General features: G+C 53.6%; 23 protein-coding genes. 7 read left to right on the top strand and 16 right to left on the bottom strand.

The features are described from left to right. The first annotated feature begins 263 nt into the window (after window positions 1-263). On the top strand, window positions 264-1,241 hold the full coding sequence (locus tag H6F67_RS17705; RefSeq protein ID WP_190767940.1) for a diguanylate cyclase: 978 nt from the start codon (window positions 264-266) through the stop codon (window positions 1,239-1,241). Window positions 1,242-1,487: 246 nt separating this feature from the next. Here the strand turns inward: H6F67_RS17705 and H6F67_RS17700 are convergent, their stop codons facing one another. The 6 genes from H6F67_RS17700 to H6F67_RS17675 all read right to left on the bottom strand — a co-directional run bounded on the left by H6F67_RS17700 (window position 1,488) and on the right by H6F67_RS17675 (window position 5,030). Next, the gene (locus H6F67_RS17700; protein ID WP_190767939.1) at window positions 1,488-1,853 is read right to left on the bottom strand and encodes a hypothetical protein; all 366 of its coding nucleotides are present in this window, start codon (window positions 1,851-1,853) and stop codon (window positions 1,488-1,490) included. A gap of 67 nt (window positions 1,854-1,920) precedes the next feature. Next, complete coding sequence (locus tag H6F67_RS17695; protein WP_190767938.1) at window positions 1,921-2,808, bottom strand: ABC transporter permease; 888 nt, start codon at window positions 2,806-2,808, stop codon at window positions 1,921-1,923. A gap of 115 nt (window positions 2,809-2,923) precedes the next feature. Then, the gene (locus H6F67_RS17690; protein ID WP_190767937.1) at window positions 2,924-3,409 is read right to left on the bottom strand and encodes a nuclear transport factor 2 family protein; all 486 of its coding nucleotides are present in this window, start codon (window positions 3,407-3,409) and stop codon (window positions 2,924-2,926) included. A gap of 10 nt (window positions 3,410-3,419) precedes the next feature. Further along, window positions 3,420-4,088, bottom strand: coding sequence for a DUF6962 family protein (locus H6F67_RS17685; protein WP_190767936.1), 669 nt, complete (start codon window positions 4,086-4,088; stop codon window positions 3,420-3,422). Further along, window positions 4,025-4,507: a pentapeptide repeat-containing protein gene (locus H6F67_RS17680; protein WP_190767935.1), complete on the bottom strand. Its 483-nt coding sequence runs from the start codon at window positions 4,505-4,507 to the stop codon at window positions 4,025-4,027. Before H6F67_RS17680 ends, H6F67_RS17685 begins: the two co-directional genes overlap by 64 nt. 133 nt (window positions 4,508-4,640) lie before the next feature. Further along, a complete protein-coding gene (locus H6F67_RS17675; protein WP_190767934.1) occupies window positions 4,641-5,030 on the bottom strand; it encodes a hypothetical protein in 390 nt (129 codons plus the stop codon). 159 nt (window positions 5,031-5,189) lie between these two features. Between H6F67_RS17675 and queA the strand changes: the two genes are divergently transcribed. Beyond that, a complete protein-coding gene (gene queA / locus H6F67_RS17670) occupies window positions 5,190-6,275 on the top strand; it encodes a tRNA preQ1(34) S-adenosylmethionine ribosyltransferase-isomerase QueA (protein ID WP_190767933.1) in 1,086 nt (361 codons plus the stop codon). Here the strand turns inward: queA and H6F67_RS17665 are convergent. Then, the gene (locus H6F67_RS17665) at window positions 6,262-7,026 is read right to left on the bottom strand and encodes a hypothetical protein (RefSeq protein WP_190767932.1); all 765 of its coding nucleotides are present in this window, start codon (window positions 7,024-7,026) and stop codon (window positions 6,262-6,264) included. The two genes, queA and H6F67_RS17665, sit on opposite strands and share 14 nt — an antisense overlap. A gap of 107 nt (window positions 7,027-7,133) precedes the next feature. Beyond that, window positions 7,134-7,388: a molybdopterin converting factor subunit 1 gene (gene moaD / locus H6F67_RS17660; RefSeq protein ID WP_190767931.1), complete on the bottom strand. Its 255-nt coding sequence runs from the start codon at window positions 7,386-7,388 to the stop codon at window positions 7,134-7,136. A 92-nt stretch (window positions 7,389-7,480) separates the two neighbouring features. Between moaD and H6F67_RS17655 the strand changes: the two genes are divergently transcribed. Then, window positions 7,481-8,746: an ABC transporter substrate-binding protein gene (locus H6F67_RS17655; RefSeq protein WP_190767930.1), complete on the top strand. Its 1,266-nt coding sequence runs from the start codon at window positions 7,481-7,483 to the stop codon at window positions 8,744-8,746. A gap of 4 nt (window positions 8,747-8,750) precedes the next feature. Here the strand turns inward: H6F67_RS17655 and H6F67_RS17650 are convergent, their stop codons facing one another. Further along, entirely contained in the window at window positions 8,751-8,942 is a 192-nt protein-coding gene (locus tag H6F67_RS17650; protein ID WP_190767929.1) for a hypothetical protein, read from the bottom strand. 123 nt (window positions 8,943-9,065) lie between these two features. Between H6F67_RS17650 and H6F67_RS17645 the strand changes: the two genes are divergently transcribed. The 3 genes from H6F67_RS17645 to H6F67_RS17635 are packed head-to-tail and all read left to right on the top strand — an operon-like array spanning window position 9,066 to window position 13,421. Then, complete coding sequence (locus tag H6F67_RS17645) at window positions 9,066-10,619, top strand: pitrilysin family protein (protein WP_242020689.1); 1,554 nt, start codon at window positions 9,066-9,068, stop codon at window positions 10,617-10,619. A gap of 12 nt (window positions 10,620-10,631) precedes the next feature. After that, a complete protein-coding gene (locus H6F67_RS17640; RefSeq protein ID WP_190767927.1) occupies window positions 10,632-12,101 on the top strand; it encodes a pitrilysin family protein in 1,470 nt (489 codons plus the stop codon). Beyond that, a complete protein-coding gene (locus H6F67_RS17635) occupies window positions 12,102-13,421 on the top strand; it encodes a glutamine synthetase family protein (RefSeq protein WP_190767926.1) in 1,320 nt (439 codons plus the stop codon). On the opposite strand, the gene H6F67_RS17630 is transcribed toward H6F67_RS17635, so the two are convergent. The 7 genes from H6F67_RS17630 to H6F67_RS17600 all read right to left on the bottom strand — a co-directional run bounded on the left by H6F67_RS17630 (window position 13,418) and on the right by H6F67_RS17600 (window position 20,937). Next, window positions 13,418-13,777: a carbon dioxide-concentrating mechanism protein CcmK gene (locus H6F67_RS17630; protein WP_190767925.1), complete on the bottom strand. Its 360-nt coding sequence runs from the start codon at window positions 13,775-13,777 to the stop codon at window positions 13,418-13,420. The two genes, H6F67_RS17635 and H6F67_RS17630, sit on opposite strands and share 4 nt — an antisense overlap. Before the next feature lie 152 nt (window positions 13,778-13,929). Further along, window positions 13,930-14,238 (bottom strand): carbon dioxide-concentrating mechanism protein CcmK, encoded by a 309-nt coding sequence (locus H6F67_RS17625; protein ID WP_190767924.1) that lies wholly within the window; start codon window positions 14,236-14,238, stop codon window positions 13,930-13,932. 187 nt (window positions 14,239-14,425) lie between these two features. Further along, window positions 14,426-15,004 carry a hypothetical protein gene (locus H6F67_RS17620; RefSeq protein ID WP_313926854.1) on the bottom strand — a complete coding sequence of 193 codons (579 nt, stop codon included), beginning with the start codon at window positions 15,002-15,004 and terminating at the stop codon, window positions 14,426-14,428. 91 nt (window positions 15,005-15,095) lie between these two features. Then, window positions 15,096-15,563 carry a MarR family winged helix-turn-helix transcriptional regulator gene (locus tag H6F67_RS17615; protein ID WP_190767923.1) on the bottom strand — a complete coding sequence of 156 codons (468 nt, stop codon included), beginning with the start codon at window positions 15,561-15,563 and terminating at the stop codon, window positions 15,096-15,098. A 138-nt stretch (window positions 15,564-15,701) separates the two neighbouring features. Next, window positions 15,702-19,280, bottom strand: coding sequence for an alkaline phosphatase (locus H6F67_RS17610; RefSeq protein ID WP_190767922.1), 3,579 nt, complete (start codon window positions 19,278-19,280; stop codon window positions 15,702-15,704). Window positions 19,281-19,624: 344 nt separating this feature from the next. Next, entirely contained in the window at window positions 19,625-19,765 is a 141-nt protein-coding gene (locus tag H6F67_RS17605) for a hypothetical protein (RefSeq protein ID WP_190767921.1), read from the bottom strand. Between the two features lie 83 nt (window positions 19,766-19,848). Next, window positions 19,849-20,937, bottom strand: a complete 1,089-nt coding sequence (locus H6F67_RS17600; protein ID WP_190767920.1) for a glycosyltransferase — start codon at window positions 20,935-20,937, stop codon at window positions 19,849-19,851. A gap of 285 nt (window positions 20,938-21,222) precedes the next feature. On the opposite strand from H6F67_RS17600, the gene glcD reads away from it, so the two are divergent. Continuing rightward, window positions 21,223-22,692 (top strand): glycolate oxidase subunit GlcD, encoded by a 1,470-nt coding sequence (gene glcD / locus H6F67_RS17595; protein WP_190767919.1) that lies wholly within the window; start codon window positions 21,223-21,225, stop codon window positions 22,690-22,692. The last annotated feature ends 154 nt before the right edge of the window (window positions 22,693-22,846 follow it).

The raw sequence follows: 22,846 nt of genomic DNA, 5'->3' as shown, positions 1-22,846 counted from the left end.
TCAAAAGCAGCAGTCTAATCTTATGAGTTCGATTGAGTTTCGCTACTAGCAAATTTGTTTCCAAGAGTTTTCTTCTTCTGGCCTGTTAAGCAATAATGCTAAGATAACGCTCCTTTTGTAAACGCCCTCACTCCTTGCTGCCGATCGCCCCCAGTCGTTTTTGATTGCGATCGATGGCGTGGAGTTGTTTTGTTTGGCGCTGCTGCCGTTGTTGCATTTATCCCCGTTCCATCCGTGTTATTTTTTGATCTACAAATCCCTGAATGGATGCATCAATTCTCTTGGTCGGCAACGGTGCATTTCGATCGTTGCTGCTGAAATCGATTCAAGAACTGGCCGCTTTTACCGTTGAGGTTGCGCCGAACCCGGACGAAGCTGCGCCGCTCATTCAAGCTCAACAGCCGGACATTTTGGTGATGCAGGCAAGCTTGCCCGGTTGCCTGGAGCTGTGTCGCCAAACGAAAAACCAAAGCCGACTCGCGTGGATTTGCTGCATTCTGCTTGACGATCGCCCCTGCCCCGCTCGCCAAATTCAGCAGGCAATCGCCGCCGATGCGCTCGAAGCAAGTGCCGACGGCTATGACTGGATTGTACTTCAACCTTCAAACACCGAAATTCTTTCACAGCAGCGTTTGCTTCAGGCTCATATTCGATCGGGTCTGCGGCGCGTGCAAAACCATCGCGAACTGATGCGAGCCAACGATTTGCTGTCGGCGATCGCGCTATCCGACCCGCTTACCGAACTGAACAACCGTCGCGCCTTGGAATGGGAACTGCCGCGCCAAATACACAGTGCGCGATCGCAAAAAACGCCGATTAGCCTGATGATGCTCGATGTTGATTTCTTCAAGCACGTCAATGACACCTATGGGCATCTGGTTGGCGATCGCGTTCTGACGCTGCTAGCAGCGCGGCTGCGCTATAACCTACGCTTCTATGACACGCCGTTTCGCTATGGCGGCGAAGAATTTGTGATTATTTTGGGCAACACCAACTGCAAAGGAGCGTCACGGATTGCACAGCGCATTTGTCGCTTGATCGGCGATCAGCCGTTTGAAATCAATGCTGGCTTGGAACTGCAAATCACAATTAGTGCCGGAATTTCAACGCTGCTGGATGACGACGACGCTAAAGGCATCAGCTTACTGAGGCGAGCCGACGAAAACTTGCTGCAAGCCAAGTCGCAAGGCCGCAATCGCGTTGTCGGCTGCTGGAATCTCGACACCACCAGTCGCCGCTAAGCTAAATCGCCAACAATGCCACTTTGCGCGATCGCCCTTCGCAAGGCTTGTTTTGCCGCTGCCTGTAGGCGTGGAATCGATTGGGTAATGCTGCCCGTCTCACACTTGAATTTGCATACAGGACTGAAGCAAAGCCGCGAATTAAAATTCCGGCTGAAAGCGCAAACGCATTGAAATGGCTTCCTGAATGCCTGCCATGATAGCGGGCATTGAGTGAAGTGGAATTTCTTGATAGGTGAAGCCGAATTAGGGCGTGGTCACAGGTGCAGGCTGAACTTGCTGCTGCAACAGTTCAAGCTGGCGCGATCGAAAATCCGACGCTTCGCTGTTGATCGTTTCGCTCTGCTGCCGATTGAACTCGTCGGGGGGCATGTATCCGCCCGAAATTGCTCGCTGTACCAAATCCATGACGCTGCCCATCTGCCCACTACCGTTCTCCGAAAACGGATCAGATGTGAAAGCACCGTCACCACTTTGAGGATTGAGCAGCAGGGCATCTGTTCCACCACGAGCCGGAGGCTGCACAGGCGCTTGAGCAAAAGCAGGCGCGGCGATCGCACAGGCCATCACTCCGACCATTAATCCAGCAGCACGCACTGTAGAAATCTTCATAGCAAGCTTGAAAAGAGTGAGTTAATGCTTAGTCTAGCTGACGTAGTGGAGTTTGAAAGGATTCCGATCAGGCAAAAGTGCGCCGCAGCAAGCCGCGAATGCTCAAAAAGGCGATCGCATCAAACCCGATCAAAACCAGCAGTGCGGCTCCCAGCGTCACATCACCAAACGGCGCATTCATCACGACGCTGCCCAGCGACCAGTCGGAATGCAAATAGAGGTAGCGGATCGGCTCGATCGCGTAGCTCAAGGGATTAAGGCTTGCTACCCACTGCAACCAGCGCGGCATAAACGCCAGCGGCGCCAGCGCCGTACTTGCAAACAAAAGCGGCAAGTTTGTCACAAAAATGGCCGCAATCAGTTCAACGTGACCAGGCAGCGCAAACGCTAAACCCAAGCTCAACGCCGTCACGCCCAAAACTAGCAGGAGCACGATCGCCGCAACGAGCAACAGTTCGATCGCTCCGGGCAAACCTGCGCCCAAGGCGGCACTTGCCGCTACGATCGCCGCTGTTTGAATCATGCTCAGCGTGGCGATGAAGATGGCGGAGGCAAGGACGATCGAAAAGCGCGAAGTCAACGGGGCGACCAGCAGCCGATTGAGAAAGCCAAATTCGCGATCGAACATCACAGGCAATCCGGCGTTCAGCGCTCCGGCAAACGCCGTGAAGACGATTACGCCTGCGCCCAGAAACTGACCGTAGTTCGTGCTCTCGCCAAACAAGCCCTGCGGCGCATTTTGAAACAGTGCACCAAACAGCAAAAGCCACATCAGCGGCTGAATCACGCCTGCAATCAGCGTCGTCGGACGCCGCTGAAGCTGAATGAACAAGCGGCGAGTCAGCGCTCCGGTTTCCTGCACAAATTCGGGGAAGCCCGCAGACTGTTGGGCTTGAGCCGGACGAAGCGGAGCATCTTGAAGATTGGCGGGGGGTGGCGTTAGCGTTTGACTCATGAGGCTGTCCTCGCGTTGAGTGCGGTATTGATTTTTGCAAAGCTCGATACCTATCTAGCCTAGCGCATGTTCTGCGAGCGGCTACAGCGCGATCGAGTCACCGCTTCACAGCCCTCTATTGTCCTTGCAAAGCCTGTCCTTGCAAAGCTGGATGAATCGAGCGATCGCCCTCACTCACCGTCACCGTCTGCCGAATTCCACAAATCAACCAGCGTTCATCGATTTGGACGAACTGATGGTAGTAATTTCCGGCTGTATCAAGCCGCTGTGCATTGATTTCGCGCGTCGGATCGAGTCGAAAAATGTAGTAGGCGGAATCGCATTCCGCAGAACTGCCTTGAATTTTGACTGCATGATTTGTGCTGATGTGGAGCGTTCGCAGATGAGCAAGGCTTTTCGATCGCTGCTGTACATATTCCGCTGCCGCAATGCGTTTGGGCGCTTCACCGCGAAACTCTGAGTAGTCGATCGCGACTTCCTCAGTGAGCAAATCGCGCAGCTTTTGCCAGTCTTTGCGATCGAGCGCATTCGCAAAACGAACAATCGTCTCGATAATTTTGGTGCGGTCAATCAACCACTGAACTTCGGCTAAATTTTGCATGGCGATCGACTCAGAGATCTTGACTCAATCTTGCGCCTTGAAAAAACAAACCGATCGCGCCCATTTGCACCAGATGAAACAGGCCGTTCGCATCGAACACACCGATCGCCCAGCCGCTTTGCTGAACGCCTGCCGCAAAACCCGAAACCAAGACGCCCGCCGCAATCCAGCCTGCAATCCGAAGAGAACTGCCCCAAAGCTGAAGCATCAACATTAGCACCATTGCCGAAAGATAGTCCGCAACGCCCAGCCCGAAATTTGCCAAATAGAGCGCTAGACCAATGAAGCAAACAGCTTTAACAGCCGCGATCGTCCACCAGCCAAACTGCTGCGATCGCGGCACAGCACTCACCACGCTAGCGGCCAGCAGGCAAAAGCTGACGCCGCTCAGCGCACAGAGCATCAGCCGCCACAGCCAATTGTGCAGCGTCGGATCAAGCCAGAAGATGAAGCCGTGAAATGTGCCGCCCAAAATGGCCGCGATCGCGAGACAGACAAATGCTCCGCTCCAGAAATGGCAGGCCGTTTGCCGAAGTGGAATCAAACAGCCTGCAAAAACGATCGCTTCTAGAGCAAGCGCATAGTCGGTCAGCGTAGTTGCGGGTTCACTCAGCATCAGCGAGACGAACGAGGGCAGTTGCGATCGGCCATTTTGCCGTTGGGTTCGATCGTGTGGCACAAGCGCAACTCGGCATAGCGAGATTTGGAGATGTTCGCCTCTTTGAGATTTGCGCCGCTGAAGTCAGTCGCAACCAGATTGGCAAGCGTCAAATTGGCTTTGCGTAAATCAGCATCTCGCAAATTGGCAGCGGCCAAGTTTGCACCCTCCAAGTTTGCCCTTTGCAAGTTGGCATGATTGAGATTGACGCCGCGCAAATCTGCGTCCTTGAGGTCTGCCCCGCTGAGGTCACACTTGACGCAAATTCGCTCTTGCAGCAGCTTTTGCATCTGATCGAGATTTGCAGCTTGAGCAGGCGGAATCCAAACCCAAAAAACCAGAAGCACGATCGCGATACCGCTTCGGAACGCCACGATCGCACGTTGCAAACTTAAAATCTCCCGGAACATCGCGATCGAACACCGAATCGAATTCAACATGGTTGTCTTGTCAAACAAAAAACGGCTAGCTTGCAGTATGCCCCGTTTTTCAGGGCGATCGATCACAAAAGACCACAAAAAAGGAGCGTAAGCCCCACGCCCCCAACTCATCTGCTCAATTTTTCTAACCTGATCAGGCCAGCGTTTCCGGGCAATAGCCGAGTCCCTGGACGAACTGCTGGCGGAATTCTTCGATTTCGGTGCGATCGGGCTGACCGTGCGAAACGATCGCCACCTGATAGCGACGCATCACCTCAACGGGCGACTGTCCGGTTTCCAAACCCCACAGCGCCATGCGGACGCGAATATCCGGTTCGCAAGGGATGCCAAGCTCGTTGAGATAGGCGCGGAGATTGCCTTCTTCCGCTTCCGTCAGCGGGTGGAGCAGCTTGACCTTGACCACCCAGCCGTCGATCTGGTGAATGACGGTGATGAAGCGCAGAGAGAGCCAAGGACTGCCATGAAGATGTTCAACCACCCTCAAGGTTAAACTGGCATTCGCGAGGTGATAGAGAAATTCCATAGAAGCGAACACCCCAGCAGTTACGAAACAATTCGACATCTCCTATTGTTAAGGAAAGCTGACCTGTCGAGTAGGGGAATGCTCCCCGATCTCGCATAGGGAATTCTCCCCAATTTCAGCAACTTTGCGGATTGCAATTGCTCGATCGCCTGATAATCCATGACCCACGCCGACACCACGACCAACCTCGATCGCTTACTGAGCAGCTACGACTATGACCTGCCACTCGATCGCATCGCTCAAAATCCCGTCGTACCCAGAGATAGCGCTCGACTGCTCGTCGTCGATTCACCCACCACGCATCAGCATCGCATCTTTCGCGATCTGCCGGAGTTGCTGCGCCCGCACGATCTACTGGTCTTAAACGATACTCGTGTGATTCCCGCCCGACTGTATGGGCGTAAGTCAAATGGCGTTGAGGTGGAAGTGCTGCTGCTGGAGGAACAACAGGTGAATCAGTGGTTGGCCTTGGTGAAGCCTGGAAAGCGTTTGAAACCTGGTGCGGCGATCGAATTTGGTGACGGGTGGGTGCAGGCGGTCGTTCAGTCGGTCGATCGCGCCACAGGCGGACGCATCCTCAAGTTCGACGTACCCGAAGGAAAATCGCTGCTGCAAGTGCTGCCGGATCTAGGAGTTGTTCCCCTGCCGCCCTACATCACGCAGGCGGAAATCGACCCAGAGCAATATCAAACCGTGTACGCCGCGCAACCGGGAGCCGTTGCCGCGCCGACTGCGGGCTTGCACTTCACGCCCGATCTGCTCGATCGCCTTCGAGAACAAGGAATCGATCGCGCTTTTGTGACGCTGCATACTGGAATCGGCACGTTTCGCCCGGTCGAAGTCGAGGACATTACGACGCATCCGATGCACGGCGAATGGCTGGAAGTTCCCAAGGCAACGGTTGAGCGGATTGAGCAGGCGCGATCGCAAGGCGGTCGGATCATCGCCGTTGGCACAACGGTAATTCGTGCTCTCGAAGGAGCCGCAGCCGAAAGCGGCAAGCTGGAGCCGTTCTGCGGCAAAACGAATTTGTTTATCTATCCGGGCTTTGAGTGGCGCGTAATTGATGGGCTGATCACGAATTTCCATTTGCCCAAGTCCAGCCTGATGATGCTAGTGAGTGCGCTAATTGGGCGATCGCGCCTGCTTGCCCTATACGAAGAGGCGATCCGAGAAAAGTATCGCTTCTATTCGTTTGGTGATGCGACGCTGATTTTGCCCGAAGCTCGGCTTACAGCAAGTTGAAGCGCTGAAGCTGAAGATCGATCGCGTCCGGCAAGCTTTTGTGCAAATCGGTTTTGCTGCTGTAGACGATGCGGTTGCGTCCGGGCAAATCGAAGGGAAACTGTCCGCCGAATTCCGATCGCTCCATCTGAGTCAGCAAAATTTGCTCGGATCGCTTGCACTGAAGCGCGTAGCCGAGTTCGACACAGACGTTGGGACTGGGAATTAGCTGGGCGGGCGTGGTGTTCAGTCGATCGATCGCCGTGCCATCCGCGATGAACAGCAAACTTTGGCGAATTTTTCGCATCAGGGTACTGCTCATGCGGATCGGGCCATCGCTGAGACGGTGCGATTCTTCCAGCATCAAGGGCAGGCGCGATCGACGGTTGGCTTTGTCGAGGTAGGCTTGAATTTCGTTGCGGAGCAGTTCGCTCGATTCCTTGAACTGCGTTTGATAGCACAAGAACACGATCGGCTCTAGCGTCGCCATGATGTCTTGCTTGGTGAAGTAGATTTCGTGGCTGATCAGGTCGATGTTGGAAATCGCGTAGCCGCCGCTGCCTTCGATGTAAAACTCGATCGGTTCGCCTTCGAGGTAGCGCTGAAACCATTCGGACTGCTTCACCTCTTCGCTGTCTTCCAGAAAATCGGCTCTGAGCGCGGATTTGAGCAGGCTGTTTTTGCTCAGGCGCAGATCGTGCGGGCGTTTTTCAAGGTCGCGGACGGGTTCATATTCGCGCAAATACCAGGCTTTCAGCGCAATGATCGCCATAATACACCTGTACTCATTTAGGTTAGTTTATCATATCGGAAATTGAATCGCATTTCGAGGGCGATCGCGGAATTTCGATCGGGTGTCGGCTAGAGGGCGATCGATCGTTATCCGCCGCTGACGGGGGGAATTAGGACGACTTCATCGCCGTTTTTGAGTTGTGTTTCGGGTTCGACGAACTGTAAATTGACGCCGAATCGGGTGAGATCGCGCCATTTTGCAAGTTCGGGGTGTTCGGTGATTAGGCGATCGCGTACCGAGGCAACCGTTGCATCAGCAGGCAATTCAAGCTGCATTTCCGGCACTTGATACGCTTCTTGATAGGCGGCAAATAGCTTGAGCGTTACGGTAATGGTCGTCATCTTTTGTAATTAGTAAAGCTTCACTGATCCTATTTCGATCGAAGCAGGTTCGATAAAATTTGAGGCAGGACAACGGTTAGAAATTTGATTTGATGTTGAAGTCAAAGTTATTACGATATGTGGCGATCGCGTGGGCAGTGGCGATCGCGCTGATTAGCTGCCAAAGTGCCACGCCTCTAGATGCGAATGCTGTGACAGTGAAGCTCAGCGGTTGGGGCGCAAGTCCGACTGAGCAAAGTTTGATGCAGCAGCTTTTACAAGATTTTGAGCAGACGCATCCAAAAATCAAGATTCGCTATGAAGTGATCAACGATCAATACATGGACGTGATCAAAACGCGATTGATCGGTGATGCTGCGCCGGATGTATTTTATTTGGATGTGTTTCAAGCACCGTTTTTGGTGAGTCAAAACGTTCTAGAACCACTTGATTCTTATGTCGGCTCAGACTTTGATTCGGCTGATTTTGAAGCACCATTGCTGAATGCATTTCGCTATGAGAATCGCATTTACGGCTTTCCGAAAGACTTCTCAACGTTGGCATTGTTCTACAACAAAACAATGTTCGCCGCTGCCGGATTGTCGCGTCCACCGGAAACCTGGGATGAACTGCGGGAATTTTCTAAGAAGCTGACGATCGACTCCAACAAAGATGGAAGAATCGAACAATATGGCTTTGGGGTTGCACCGGAATTAGCGCGTCAAGCCATGATGATTCGAGCAGCGGGCGGCGAACTCGCAAACTCCGAAGGGAGAGCAACTTTTGCAAGTGAAAAAGCAATAGTGGGACTGCAACCTGTGATCGATCAGTATCGCCAAGACCGCACCTCGGCGCAAAAATCTGACGTCGGGACAAACTCCGGTAGCGAGATGTTTGGACAGGGAAAAGTGGCGATGGTGATTGAAGGAAATTGGGCAATTCCTTATCTACAAGAAACCTTTGCGGATATCGAATTTGGGACAGCGGAAGTTCCGAAGCTGGGCGATCGCCGCAGCAATACGGCCTTTACCGTTGCCTACGTGATGAATCAGCAATCGGAGCACAAATCGGAAGCATGGCAACTGATTTCTTACCTGACGAGCAAAGCCGGAATGCAGCGATGGACAAGTACCGGATTCGCTTTACCGACGCGAAAATCGGTAGCGAAAACGTTAGGATTCGATCGCGACCCGTTGCGATCGGCGTTCATTGCGGGCGTACCTTACGCGCAACCTTGGCAGGCGGGAGCGTATGCGGAAACGTTGATGAATAACTTTGACAATCAGTTCATCAGTGCGCTGCTGGGTGAGCAGTCGCTTTCTGAGGCAATGCAGCGGGCAGAAGAGGCAGCGAATCAGCAAATTGAGGCGATGCAGTGAAAATTCACTCCAGTTCCTCTAACTCATCGATGTTCTGAGTTTGAGCATTCAGCAATTGATTTTCGTAGCGGCGATTGCGGCGGCGACCTTTGGCAGGGGTGGCTCGCTTGATTGATCGCTTGTCGATCACGATGCGATCGAGGTCTTGGGCATCGTCCCAACTGTGAAGATCGGTGGTGTAGGTTCGCCGTGCCATCGGTTGACTCAACAGGTTTTGTTAAGAAATATAACAAGATTGCTTCCCCAGCGGTGGAAGCTCCGTCATCCGCTGATGTTCGTAAAAATCTTTATGCTGGATAGTGTTGATCGATCGCCTGCTATGAAGCAATTTCGTTTCGTCCTTGTTCGTCACGTCACTGCGCTGCTGTGTTTGCTGCTGAGCCTGTTTGCTTGGGGCGGTTGGCCGCTGAGTGCGTTTGCCCAACCGAATATTCAACCGTATCTTGATCGCGTGGTCGATCGCGTCACGGAATTTACGCTGGACAACGGCATGAAGTTCATCGTGCTGGAGCGGCATCAAGCTCCGGTGATCTCGTTTATGACCTATGTGAACATCGGCGCAGCCTATGAAGAGATGGGAAAAACCGGAGCCGCGCACTACTTAGAACACTTGGCATTTAAGGGCACATCGCGGATTGGGACGACGAACTATGAAGCCGAGAAACCCTTGCTCGATCGCATGGATGCCTTATTTGATCAAATTCTGGCGGCAAGAGCGGCGAACGATACGGCAAGCGTCGATCGGCTTCAGGCGGAGTTCGATCGCGTCCGGGCAGAAGCCGCGCAGTACGTGAAGCAAAACGAATACGGACAAATTGTCGAGCAGGCGGGCGGCGTCGGTCTGAATGCAACCACTTCCGCAGATGCAACGCGCTATTTCTACAGCTTTCCCTCAAACAAGCTGGAACTGTGGATGTCGCTGGAGTCTGAGCGCTTTCTCGATCCGGTCTTTCGCGAATTCTACGAAGAAAAAGACGTGATTTTGGAAGAGCGCCGGATGCGAACAGATAACTCCCCGATCGGCAGAATGATCGAAGCCTTCCTCGAAACTGGATTTCCCAATCATCCCTATGGTCGTCCCGTGATTGGTACAGAAGAAGACTTGCGGAACATGACCCGCCGCGACATTCAGGAACTCTTTGACACCTACTACACGCCAGATAACATCGTTGCTGCCGTTGTTGGCGATGTTGATCCCAACGAAGTGCGGCGACTGGCCGAGATTTACTTTGGTCGGTATGAGGCGCGATCGGGTGCGCCAGATCTAACCGTTGCCGACATTGCACAAACCGAACCACGAGAATTCACGCTGCAACTGCCCAGCCAACCTTGGTATCTCGAAGGCTATCACCGCCCACCGATCACCAATCCCGACAACGTGGTGTATCAGATGATCGACGGCTTGCTGGTCGGTGGACGAACTTCGCGGCTGTATCAATCGATCGTGCAAGAACAGCAGCTTGCCCTTGATGTGGCAACGGCGAACGGATTTCCGGGCGATCGCTACCCCACGATGATGCTGATCTACGCTCTCACTGCTCCCGGTCACACGGTTGACGAGATCGCCACCGCCTTTGCAGCCGAACTCGAAAAGCTGAAAACCGAACTGGTTTCGCCCAACGAACTCGATCGCATCAAAACGCAAGCCCGCGCCGGACTGCTCTACACGCTGGCTTCCAACGAAGGCATGGCGAGTTTGCTGCCCGAATACGAAGCCAAAACCGGAAGCTGGCGAAATCTCTTTGACGATCTCAAGGCGATCGAAGCTGTGACTGCCGCAGATGTGCAGCGCGTGGCGCGATCGACCTTTCGCGCCGAAAATCGCACGGTAGGCCGCCTACTGCCTACGGCTGAACCGCAACCCAATTCATAGGAGTTCTTGAAAATGCCGCGTCGAAATCGGACGATCGCCTATTTGCTGATGGCGATCGCAGTCTTTGCAATCACGCTAACTGGATGGGGTCGCGATCGCGCTTTGGCCGACACGCCGCGCCACTATACTGAACTGCAATTCGCACCCGCCCCCGAAGTCCGATTGCCCGACTACACTCGCTTTGAGTTGGAGAATGGGCTAGTCGTGTATTTGATGGAGGATCACGAACTGCCGATCGTCAGCGGGTCAGCGATGATTCGCACGGGCGATCGACTGGAACCTGCCGATAAAGTCGGACTGGCGGGCATTGTGGGTGAAGTGATGCGGAGCGGCGGCACAACCGAGCATTCCGCCGATGAACTCAATCAACTATTGGAACAGCGAGCCGCCTCGGTTGAAACCGGGATCGATATTGCTGTTGGGTCGGCCAGTTTCGGATCGCTGACCGAAGATTTGCCGGAAGTCTTCAATTTGTTTGCGGAAGTGTTGCGCCAGCCTGCGTTTCCACAAGACAAAATTGACCTGGCAAAAACGCAGCGATCGGGCGGCATTGCTAGACGCAACGACGACCCTGACGAAATTGCCGGACGCGAATTTCAAAAGTTGATCTACGGCGCAGAAAGTCCTTATGCCCGCACGATCGAATATGCCTCGCTTGCTAACATCAACCGCGAGGATATTGTCAACTTCTACCGCAGTTATTTCCACCCCAACAATATGCTGTTGGGCATCGTGGGCGATTTTGATCCGACTCAGATGCGATCGCTAATTGAAGCCGCTTTTGGTGATTGGCAACCCGACCCCGACCTGTCGCAAGAACAAACATTACCGACCGTCAATCAAGCGCAAGCAGGCAAAATTTTCCTGGTCGATCAGCCGCAGCTAACCCAAAGTACGATTCAAATCGGACACTTGGGCGGACGCTTAGATAATCCGGCTCATGCCGCTTTGTCTGTGCTGAATGAAGTGCTAAATAACTTTGGCGGACGACTGGTGAATGAAGTGCGATCGCGCCAAGGTTTAGCCTACGTTGTCTACGCTTTTTGGAGTCCGCGCTTTGACTATCCGGGCTTGTTCGTTGGTGGTGGACAAACGCGATCGGAAGCGACTGTTCCGTTTATTCGATCGCTCGGTGCAGAAATCGAAAAAGCGCGGACGACATTAGTGAGTCAAGCAGAACTCGATCGCGCCAAAGATTCAGTTCTAAATGCGTTTATTTTCAACTTCCAAACGCCCGCCCAAACGCTCTCTCGACTGATGCGCTACGAATATTACGGCTATCCGTCCGACTTCATTTTCCGCTATCAAAAACAGGTGGAAGAAACCACAGCCGAACAAGTCCAAATCGCTGCCGAAACCTATCTAAAGCCAGAGCAGCTTGTAACGCTGGTTGTGGGAAATAATGCCGCGATTAGTCCACCTTTAAGCGAGTTAGGCAGACCGATCGAATCGATCGACATTACGATTCCACCTGCGCCCTGAATGAGCAAGCTTTCTAAATTTTTGGATGCTCAAAAGATTCGCTTTGTCCGAATTTTGTGGTGCGACAATGCCAACATCATTCGCGGCAAAGCGTTTCATCGCAAATTTTTGAAAGCGCATCGATCGACTGGCATCGGTATCGCAATGGCACAGCAGGCGATCCCCGTCATGTACGATGCGCTGGCTCCCGATAGTGGCCTGACTCCAGTGGGCGAAGCATGGCTGATCCCCGACTGGTCAACGCTCAATGCTTTGCCCTACGCGCCCGGACATGCTCGCGTGATCGGCAATTTGGTGGTGAATGGTCGGCCTTGGGCGTTGTGTCCGCGTGAGTGTCTCAGGCGATCGATTCGCGCTCTCGCTGCCTTTGGTTTGCAGGCGAAAGCATCTTTTGAAAATGAGTTTTATCTGTTCAAAGATATTGATTCGCTGACTCCGGTGGATCGATCGGTCTTTGCCGCGACGCTTGGCATGGATCTCAATTACGCCGTCATTAATGACATTACCGAAGCACTAATTGCACAGAATATTCCAGTTGAACGCTACTATCCTGAATCCGGTTGGGGACAGCATGAAATCGCGATTCGCTATACGGATGCAATGGCCGCTTGCGATCGCCAAATTGCGTTTCGAGAAACCGTTCGCGGCGTCGCTTTGCAACACCATCTCCGCGCTTCTTTTCTGCCGAAAATCTTTGCAGATGCAGCAGGAAGCGGCTGTCATTTGCATCTCAGTTTGTGGCGCGACGGAGAAAATTTGTTTCCCAGCGAGAACGGCTTGAGTTCGATCGGACGCGCCTTTGTTGCCGGAATTTTGCATCACCTTCCCGCACTGATGGCAATCACCACGCCCAGCCCGAATTCCTATCGCCGCCTTCAGCCGCACTTCTGGAGCGGGGCGTTTCGCTGTTGGGGGGTGGACAATCGCGAAGCAGCGGTGCGTGTACCCAGCAATCCGATCGCTCCCAGCCCAACGCACATCGAACTCAAAACCGTTGACGCGACAGCAAATCCGTATCTGGCAATGGCAGGGACGATCGCAGCCGGACTCGACGGCATCCGCCACAATCTCCAACTCGGTGAACCTGTGAATCAAGATCCGGGTGATTTGAGCGAATATGACCGTCAGTTTCGCCAGATCGATCGCCTCCCCACGAATTTAGGCGAAGCGATCGATCGTCTCAGCCAAGACCAAGTATTGCTCGATGCGCTGGGTTCCGACCTCGCAAAAGCGTTCCTCGCCGTTCGCCGTGCCGAGTGGGAAGCGATGCGAAACATCGACCTTGCCGACGAAGTGAAGCTGCTAATTGAGCGGTATTAGGAATTGCTGCCGTTGAGTCGGCCAATGATGCGCGGCTGTTCGACGGCATCGCGGAAGCGCTCCACGCTGTCGCTGTAGGCGATCGGCAAGACGGCTTCGACGTTTTCGTGCGGACGGGGAATGATCACCCAGGATTCGAGGGTTCCACCGTAGACGTTTTCGACTGCGGCGATCCCCGCTTCCATTGCGGTTTTGACTTCGGACACATCGCCGCGAATGTTGACCGTGAAGCGGGCGCTCCCGACGCGAATGTATCCGACCAGCGTGACGCGACCTGCTTTGATCATCGCGTCTGCTGCCGCCAGCACAGCGGGAAATCCTTTTGTTTCAAGCGAACCAACTGCAACCGACGACATGACTCTCTCCCAAGTTCTACGAAGTAAACCCAAGCTTTATTGTACGTGCCTTTCCCTCACCCTAAATCCCTCTCCCCAAGGGAGAGGGACTTCCGATCCGGTTCTTGTCCCCCTTCTCCCTTGGGGAGAAGGGGTTAGGGGATGAGGGCATTTCAAACGCGGAACGGTAGGTCTTTATCGGTGAAGTCGATCGGCAACACGGCAACGACATTTTCGGGCGGATTCGGGATCATGTAGTGAACCATCACCTCGCCGCCAAACGTGCTTTCTGCCGCCGCCAATCCTGCATCCATTGCCACTTTGACTTCCTGCACACCGCCGCGAACGGCAACCAGCATATTGCCCCGCTCGGCAATGCCGTAATACACGATCGTCACCCGTCCCGCTTTCACCATCGCATCCGCCGCCGCCAGCACAGCGGGAAACCCTAGTGTTTCAATCACTCCAACGGCCTGCGGCACAGTTCACCTCGACAACGCTTGCGATCGCCATTGTACGCAGGTTTGCGACCCGATGGACGATCGTGAAGTTTCTCGATCGAATCATCGAGAAAGATAAATCACCCTTCAGTTTTCGTTACAAAATTTGCTTCACCGCTGACTCAGTTAGAACGGCTCAAGTCAGCGGTGAAATATGATGCTGATTTGACTAATTTGAACTTGTTTGGTTCTTTGCCTGAGTGGGTCGTCTTCCCCAAGGTTTCAAGACTGAAATTCCAATGATCACAAATAGGAAAAGCACCTGAATGATTGTCCCTAGCAACACACCTTTTGCATCAAAAGTGTAGATCGGATTTTCAAGGGCTTGTAACCCTTCGCGGCCAGAAAGTCTAGCCGCAACATTGCCCCAGGGAAATAGCCAGAACGTGCCAAAGATGACCAGTCCAGTTGTCAATATCCATTTTGTAATCACCCAGTAGAATTTCACAAAGCCATAATTTGTTACCCAGCAAAGGAAAGTTGCGGTCACAACTGAACCGATCGCAGCAGGAATCACAATCCAGTCATCGAGCAGCGTAATTGCAGAATCCAGCGTGTACAAAACTTCTGCATCAGTTGAATGGGTGTTTCTCAGTGACAGCAGAAACATACTCAAAACGGCTCCTGTCCAAAGTGCTGCAAAACCAATATGTGCTGACAGCAGCCAGTTTTTCTGATGGATAGTAAGTTTTGGCATTTGTCCTCCTGAATTGTTGTAATTGAAAGCCGCAAAACGTTGAGCCTGCACGAATTCAAGCTGTGCAGAACAAAAAATCAGCGTATTGATAGTTAATATATGAAGTAATTTTCAAAAAAGCAAGCTCATCGAGCTAAAAACACTATAAAAAATTTTCAATGATTCGATCGAGCAGCTTCAAAACCGTTGTCTGTTCTGCTTCAGATAGATCATTCGTAGCGCATTGAATCGTTTCCGCGCCCAGTGGAGGCAGCACTTTCATCAGTTGCTTTCCTTCATTCGTCAGCCAGACTCGGACAATCCGGCGATCGATCGAGTCGCGTTCTCGGTAAACAAGATTGCGATCTTCCATGCGATCGACGACTCCCGTTAAAGTTGCGCCTAACTGCTTCAGTTTGTCCGCAATTCCGGTTGTCGAAAGGCCATCTTCCTCCCACAAACAGCAGAGAACCAGATAGTGAAACGGGGTCAGACCGTAGGGCGCAAGTCGGTCTAGAAAATCGCGATACATCAGTTGAGAAGCGAGTTTCAGCTTGTATCCCAGGTTGTAAGGCGCAAGGGCATATCGCCATTGCTGAAGAAATTCAGCGTTTGAAGATGAATCAGGCATTGATATCGAAGCGGCGATTGCAGCAGATCGTTAGCGTGTTAATCATTTTACGTTGCTGATTCAACAAACCGTTGCAAAAGAAATCGTAGGAGCAGAAAATCCCGCCCCTACGAATCGCACAGCTTTTAATTCAAGCGATTAGGCAAACACAGAACTGGTAATCGAGCTAGCCTGCACCGATTTTAAGGTGGCAAGTCGATCGCTGCCTGCGCTGATCGTGGTGTCGCCGCCGTTTTGGGCGATCGACAAATCGCTAAACTGCAAGCCGCCACCCAGCGCAATTCGATCGATCGCGCTGTTGAAGGTAATCACCGTTGCGTTTCCGGTTCCGCGTCCGAGTTGGAGGCGATCGCGACCCGACCCAATGTAGATCAAGTCGTTGCCCGACGAGGCGATCGTGTTGTTGCCTTCTCCGGCGTAGATCGTGTTGTTGCCTGCGCCTGCGCGGATGAAGTCATCGCCCGCCCCGACATCGATCAGGTCGTCACCCGCTCCGGTCACGATGTTGTTTGCGCCTTCTCCGGCGTAGATCGTGTTGTTGCCGCCGCTGGCGTTGATGTAATCGTTGCCTGCTCCGGTGAAGATGCGATCGTCCCCTGCGGCGTTGGTATCGGTTCCCGCGCCCACCGTGATCACGTTGCGGCCTTCTCCGGCGTAGACGGTGTTGTTGCCACCCAGCAGGCTGATGATATCGTTGCCCGCTCCGGCGTACAGGGTGCTGTTGCCGCGACCGACTGAGAGACGGTTGTTACCTTCTCCCGCGTAGATCGTTTGGTTGCCGTCATCAGTGCTGACCACATCGTTGCCTGCGCCGACATAGACGGTGCTGTTACCCACGCCGATGTAGACACGGTTGTTGCCTTCTCCGGCATAAACGATGTCGTTGCCGCCGCCACCGATGAACGCTTCATCGGAAGAATTGCCAAACAGCGTGTCGTTTCCGGACGTGCCGTCGATCGCGCTGGAATCACCCAGTTCACCGAACAGCGAGAAGTACATTTGCTTGTAGATCTCGGTGTTGTCCAGCGTCGAGGGGAGGCGATCGGCGTTCAAGCCGTAGGATTTGGCGACGATGTTGCCAGGGAAGTCGGGCGTTCCGACCCAGCCGATGCCAAAGCCACCCATCGCGCCATCCAGACTCGGCTGCGACTGGAAAGCCGTCCAGGGAGCCAGCCGACCGTTTTGGCCGTCTAGCGGATTTTGGTTGGTTCCCACATTCGTCGGGTTGACGGGAATGGTGGGCGTGGTCGGTAGCGGCGTGGTGGGGAAACCCGGAGCGAACGGAGTCGGCTGCCAAACTTGCAGGCCGCCCGCCTCGCTGTCTGCGGCTGTCAAAATCATCGTGTTCGGGTCTACCGTGTTCACGAAGTTTTGGGCAACTCCGATCGCAGCATCGGCTCGCAGCGTCGCCTGAATCGTGGCGGCAGCATTGTTGCTGTTGGGGAAGTTGTCGGTTCCTTCTTCCTCGGAGGCAATGAAGAAGCCGTTGGGCGCGTTGCGAACCGATCGCAGTGCCCCTTCCATCATTTCGGCCACAGTCGGCGGATTCGGATTTCCGGGCTGACCGTAGGGCTGCAAGCCTCGCGCCTGCAAGTTTTCCTCGGTCGCGGTGTTGTAGGTGTCTTCCCAGGCAAACACGCCGAGGATTTTCTCGCCCGGTTGAATCGTCGCGAGTTCTTCGCGGGTAAAAATCACGCGATAGCCAAGCTGCTGCGCTTCCGCAATCAGGTTCAGCCCGTCCGTCCGCGCACCCACACCAAAACGTCCGGCCACGCCTTCCGGCAGCATCCAGCGTTCGCCGCCGCCCATGATCACCTGAGCGCCCGACTCCATGATGTGCTGGCGGACGATTTCGTTGTTGTCGCCTCGGCTGGACACTTCAGCAGCAAATGCGCCCGATCCCGGTTCGCTGATGCGGCCAGAGTTGATCATGACAACGGCTTTGCCGCGATCGCGAGCTTCTTCCAAAATCGTGCTGCCCACCTTTCCGGAGAACGGTGTCACACGGCTACCGTCTTCGTTCAGGCCGTAGGAATCTTGGAACACCTTGACGCCATTGGCATGAACGACACCGCTGCCATCTGAAGCACCAGTCAACTGGTCAGTCAAATGTCCCAGATAAACGCCCGTGTTGCTCATTCTGTCCCAGTTGAGGCGACCATCTGGCCCCTCGCTGACAAAGCGAGCCGCGCCAAACATCGCCGGACTGTGACCGTCGGGATGGAAGAAGATCACGTTGCCCGTTGTGCTGGTGGCGGCAGGCGCTTCAGGGGCATCGGCAACGCGAGCAGGCAGATCGACCCCGAACAGCGTCAAGTACATGGCGCGGTAGATGTCGGTGTTGTCTACGGTCACAGGCAGCGTATCGGCGTTCAAACCGTGCGCTTTCGTGACGATGTTGCCTGCAAAGTCCGGCGTACCAACCCAGCCGACGCCAAAGTTAAACGAATTGCCCTGCGCGTCTGGGGCTGAAGTGAACGGCTCGGTTCGAGAACCCGATCGCCCATCTAGCGGATTGTTGAACGCGCCCGATGGTTGACCGGGAATGTTCGTCGGGTTGGCGGGAACCGTGCCGACATTGCCCGCAGGCAGCGGATCGCGAACCTGTAAGCCGCCCGCTTCGCTGTCTGCCGCTGTGATGATCAGCGTGTTGGGATGGCGATCGTGAAACGCCAAGGCTTGACCGATCGCGCCATCCGTCCGCCGCAGCGCTTCGAGCATTCCCGCTGCGTTGTTGATGTTGCCGAAGTTGTCGGTTCCCTCTTCTTCCAAAACGGTGAGCGAGCCATTTTGAAACTTGGGATTGCGCTCCATTAGCGTTTGCGCCGCTGCCAGCATTTCGCCCACCGTCGGCGCAGAAGGCACGTAGGGAGCATTTCCGGTCGCAATCAAATTTTCCTCAACGCCGCTGAGGTTGCCCGTGCCAGTACGAACGTTGTCGTTAAAGGTGTCTTCATTGGCGAAGATACCGAGAACTTTTGTCGTGCGGCCATCGGCAACAACGGCGTTAAGCTGCTCTTCGGTATAAACGATCGTGTAGCCGAGCGACTGTGCCAGTTCAATCAGGTTGATGTTCGGACGCTGACTGGCAGATCTCGAAATGGCATCAAGCTGAGCGGCGGAGGTGGCGTAGGTCGCTCCGGCTGGCGGCTGAGTGCCAACAGGCAGATAGTTGACCAAGCCGCCGCCCAAAATCACATCAACACCCGATCGCACCACTTGCTCGGTAATCTTGGCGAATTGCGATCGCGGAAAATTCTCAAAGCCCGATAAGCCCGGAGGAACATCGGTTTGTCCGACCTGTGCCACAAACGCACCTGTACCCGGTTCTGCGATCGCGCCAGAGTTGATCAAAGCCGTTGCTTTATTGGCGGCGACGGCTTCTTCCACGATCGTCTGCTGCTTGCCCGACAAAGCCGTCAGCGGTGTTTCCAGGGCGCGGCCATTGGCGCCAACAGTGGGATTGCCGTTGGCGTCCCGAACCACTTCCAGGCCAAACGATTCGGCATAAGCTTTCACTCCGGTAGCGTGAGTGACAGCGCCCGCATTGGAAGTGCCCGTAAGCTGGTCTTCCATGTGCCCCAGGTAAACTCGCGCCTCATCAAGGTTGTCCCAGTTAAGCCGACCATCTGGGCCTTGAGCGACAAACCGCGCAAATGCAAAAGTTGCCGGACTGGTTCCGTCGGGATGAATAAAAATGACGTGATTGCCTGTCATGTCTTCTGAATTTGAAGGTAGATAATGTGGATGACCGACGAATTAACGCGATCGCAACTTCCAGCCGCTATTAGGTCAGCTAAATTCCTAGCAGCCTGCTGGTGTTGGGATCGAAATGCATCCCGAATCCGTTCGCGCTACGCCAACCTAGATTGCTGCAAGCGCAACCTGAGTCGAATGTTCGCAGCTTCGATCGACTAGCAACCGTGAAATTGTGGAGTCGATCGCACCTACCTTCTAGAATTTCAGTTCAGTATTAGCTCACGATTAATAAATTTCTAAGAATTGCAATGACTTCGATTAAGACAAAGTAGAACTCTATCGATTCATTCAATCGATAGAGTTCAGGCTTTGCTTGAAGCGATCGAGTCGATCGCTTCTGAGGCCAAGATGGTTTGGAACGCGGTTGGACAGCGATCGCCGCCTTGAAATGATGCACCCCAATACAGCAGTTTCTCCGCACCAGCACCAAGGCACGGAGACAAAAATATAAGTTAAACGTCAAGCTTGTAGATGGAAAACTGCACCGCAGTGAAGCGAGTTCTGCGTGCACCCCGACAGCACGAATTTAGAATTTTGCGTTGCTCAACGGCTGTGCAAATGGTGTGAGTTGAGCAGTCGCTTCACACATCAGCACCGGAGCACCAGAAAGCAACGCAGCGGTACTTTCCTTGCGCTCTTGTTCTTCGGCAGCATCAGTCTGTGGCTCAACAGAGCCTTGTTCGGTCGTGACAGGCTCGGCTGCCCACAGGTCAGCATAGAACTTGTAGCGGTAGCGCTCAGTATTACCTGTTGCACTTTCTACGGTGCGGTGAATGACCCACTCCGTGAGCATTTTCAAGCAGGCGAGGCGATCGCCCACAGGCATGGAAAACATCGAAATTGCTTCGAGGTACTTCCCAAAGCGCACCACAGGTGCAAGCACGCGGGGAACTTTTGACTTGGGCGCTTGACATTTACGCATGACTGCGTAGTTTCCGGCGTTCCGAGCCTGAATATGAATTGCGGTTTGAGCACCTGCATGGTCACGACGGCTAAACAGCCCTTCCTCAACGTAGCCAATGTTGCCTTGCAGCAGCATTTTCGCCAGCATTGTCCGCTCGGAACCCACGTAGTTACCCGCTAGCTGCGTTTTGGTGAGCAGATCCGATCGCATGACGCCATAAACTTCGTAGATGTCAATCGTCCACAAAATTGCCCAAAAGCGATCGCGGACTCGATCGCCACTGAGCCGCAAATTATTGTATTTGCCGATTTCTTGACTCTGTTCATCAATTTGCAGGGTGATGCAGTGCGCCATCGACAGAGAGTCGTCCTGTTCAAGCAGTTCCAAGCACCGCTGCAAATAGGTAGGTTTCAGCAAATCGTCGTGAGCAACCCACTTGAAGTAGGGCGATCCCTCAGGCTGAAAAACGAAATTGAAGTTGTTAACAAAACCGAGATTCTCTGACTGCCGATAGTAGCGGATGCGATCGTCTCGCTGAGCGTATTCGCGACAGATCTCACCTGTTGTATCGGTTGAGGCGTTGTCGCTAATCACTAAACGGAAGTCCGTTACCGTTTGCGCCAAGATCGAGTCGAGCGTTTCACGGATATGCTTTGCTCCGTTGTATACGGGCATCCCCAAAGTAATACGGGGCACAGTGTTATTCTTCATAAACGATTGTTGGTGAGGTCTACCAGAAGCGGCGGGATTTCATCCAGAGAACTACTGAGAATCTAACTGTTCCAACAATTCAGGGTCACGTGCTTCTACAGGGATTTACCGTTTCTTAACCGGGTTAGGAGTGTGAAAAAAGTTTCGGGGGATACACTTCTCTGCCGATGTACCCTACAATTATGATGGGGTGACTTTGAGCAATTAGCACTTTCAAATCTTTATGATTTGACTAGTCAATTTCTCTGATATTTCATGTTGGTTCAGTAGTTCCTCTGATACTTTATGCTTGCTCAAGATCTTCACCGAGACTGGAAACCGATCGTCCGCGAGTTTGAAGCTGCGATCGGCAAAGCGGGCGTGATTGCCAAGCGTGAAGAACTGCTTGTCTATGAGTGTGATGGTTTGACCAGCTATCGCCAACGTCCCCAAGTCGTAGTTTTGCCGCGCACGACCGAGGAAGTTGCCGCCGCCGTCAAAATCTGCGATCGCCACAACATTCCGTTTATCGCCAGAGGAGCCGGAACCGGATTGTCGGGCGGCGCACTGCCGATCGAAAACTGCGTTTTGATCGTGACCGCACGGATGCAGAAAATTCTTGATATTGACTTGGAAAATCAGCGAGTCGTTGTGCAGCCCGGAGTCATTAATAACTGGGTAACGCAGGCGGTCAGCGGAGCCGGATTTTACTACGCGCCCGATCCGTCCAGTCAGATTGTCTGTTCGATCGGCGGCAACGTCGCTGAAAATTCCGGCGGCGTTCACTGTCTCAAATATGGGGTGACGACAAATCACGTTTTGGGGCTGAAGGTGGTTCTGCCCGACGGATCGATCGCGGATATCGGCAGCAAAATTCCTGAAACGCCCGGATACGACCTTACCGGATTATTTGTCGGCTCAGAAGGCACACTCGGTATTGCCACTGAGATCACCCTGCGAATTTTAAAAGTTTCTGAAGCGATTCACGTTTTACTCGCGGACTTTACGAGCGTCGAAGCGGCAGGACAAGCTGTTTCCGATATCATTAGCGCGGGCATCATTCCGGGCGGCATGGAAATGATGGACAACTTCAGCATCAACGCGGTTGAAGATGTCGTCGCTACCAATTGCTATCCGCGCGACGCAACTGCAATTTTGCTGATCGAACTGGACGGATTAGAAGTCGAAGTCGCAGCCAACAGTCAGCGCGTCGAAGCGATCTGCCGCCAAAATGGAGCGCGAAACATTCGCATTGCCACCGATTCGATCGAACGCCTCACCTTATGGAAAGGCCGCAAAGCTGCTTTCGCTGCAATGGGAAAAATCAGCCCTGACTACTATGTGCAAGACGGCGTAATTCCCCGCACGAAACTTCAAGAAGTTTTAGCCGAAATCGAAGCGCTCAGCCAAAAGCACGGATATCCGGTCGCCAACGTTTTCCACGCCGGAGACGGCAATTTACATCCGCTCATTCTCTACAACAACGCCATCCCCGGTCAGCTTGAGCAGGTTGAAGAACTGGGCGGTGAAATTCTCAAACTCTGTGTCAAGGTCGGCGGCAGCATTTCAGGCGAACACGGCATCGGTGCAGATAAACGCTGCTACATGCCGGAAATGTTCAGCGAAACGGATCTCGAAACGATGCAGTGGGTGCGATCGACCTTCAACCCCAAAGGACTCGCCAACCCCGAAAAAATCTTTCCTACGCCGCGCACCTGTGGCGAGGCAGCAAGAGCGATCGATCCGGCATTATTTCCGAGCGTCGATCGATTCTAGCTGCATCACACGACGACTGGAGGATCGGACAATGCCGACAAGCAGCATCCACACACGCGGAAGCTATCAAACTCATCTCAGCGCTGCTCCATTCCATCTTCCGCACAAACTACCAGTTCTCGATCGCGTTTAACTGTGGTGAGCAGGGCGGCAG

The organism is Microcoleus sp. FACHB-1515 (assembly GCF_014696105.1).
Classification (GTDB): Bacteria; Cyanobacteriota; Cyanobacteriia; order Elainellales; family Elainellaceae; genus JAAUTJ01.
Note: the sequence above shows the minus strand (reverse complement) of the source record. Positions and strands in the feature narration are given on the sequence as shown.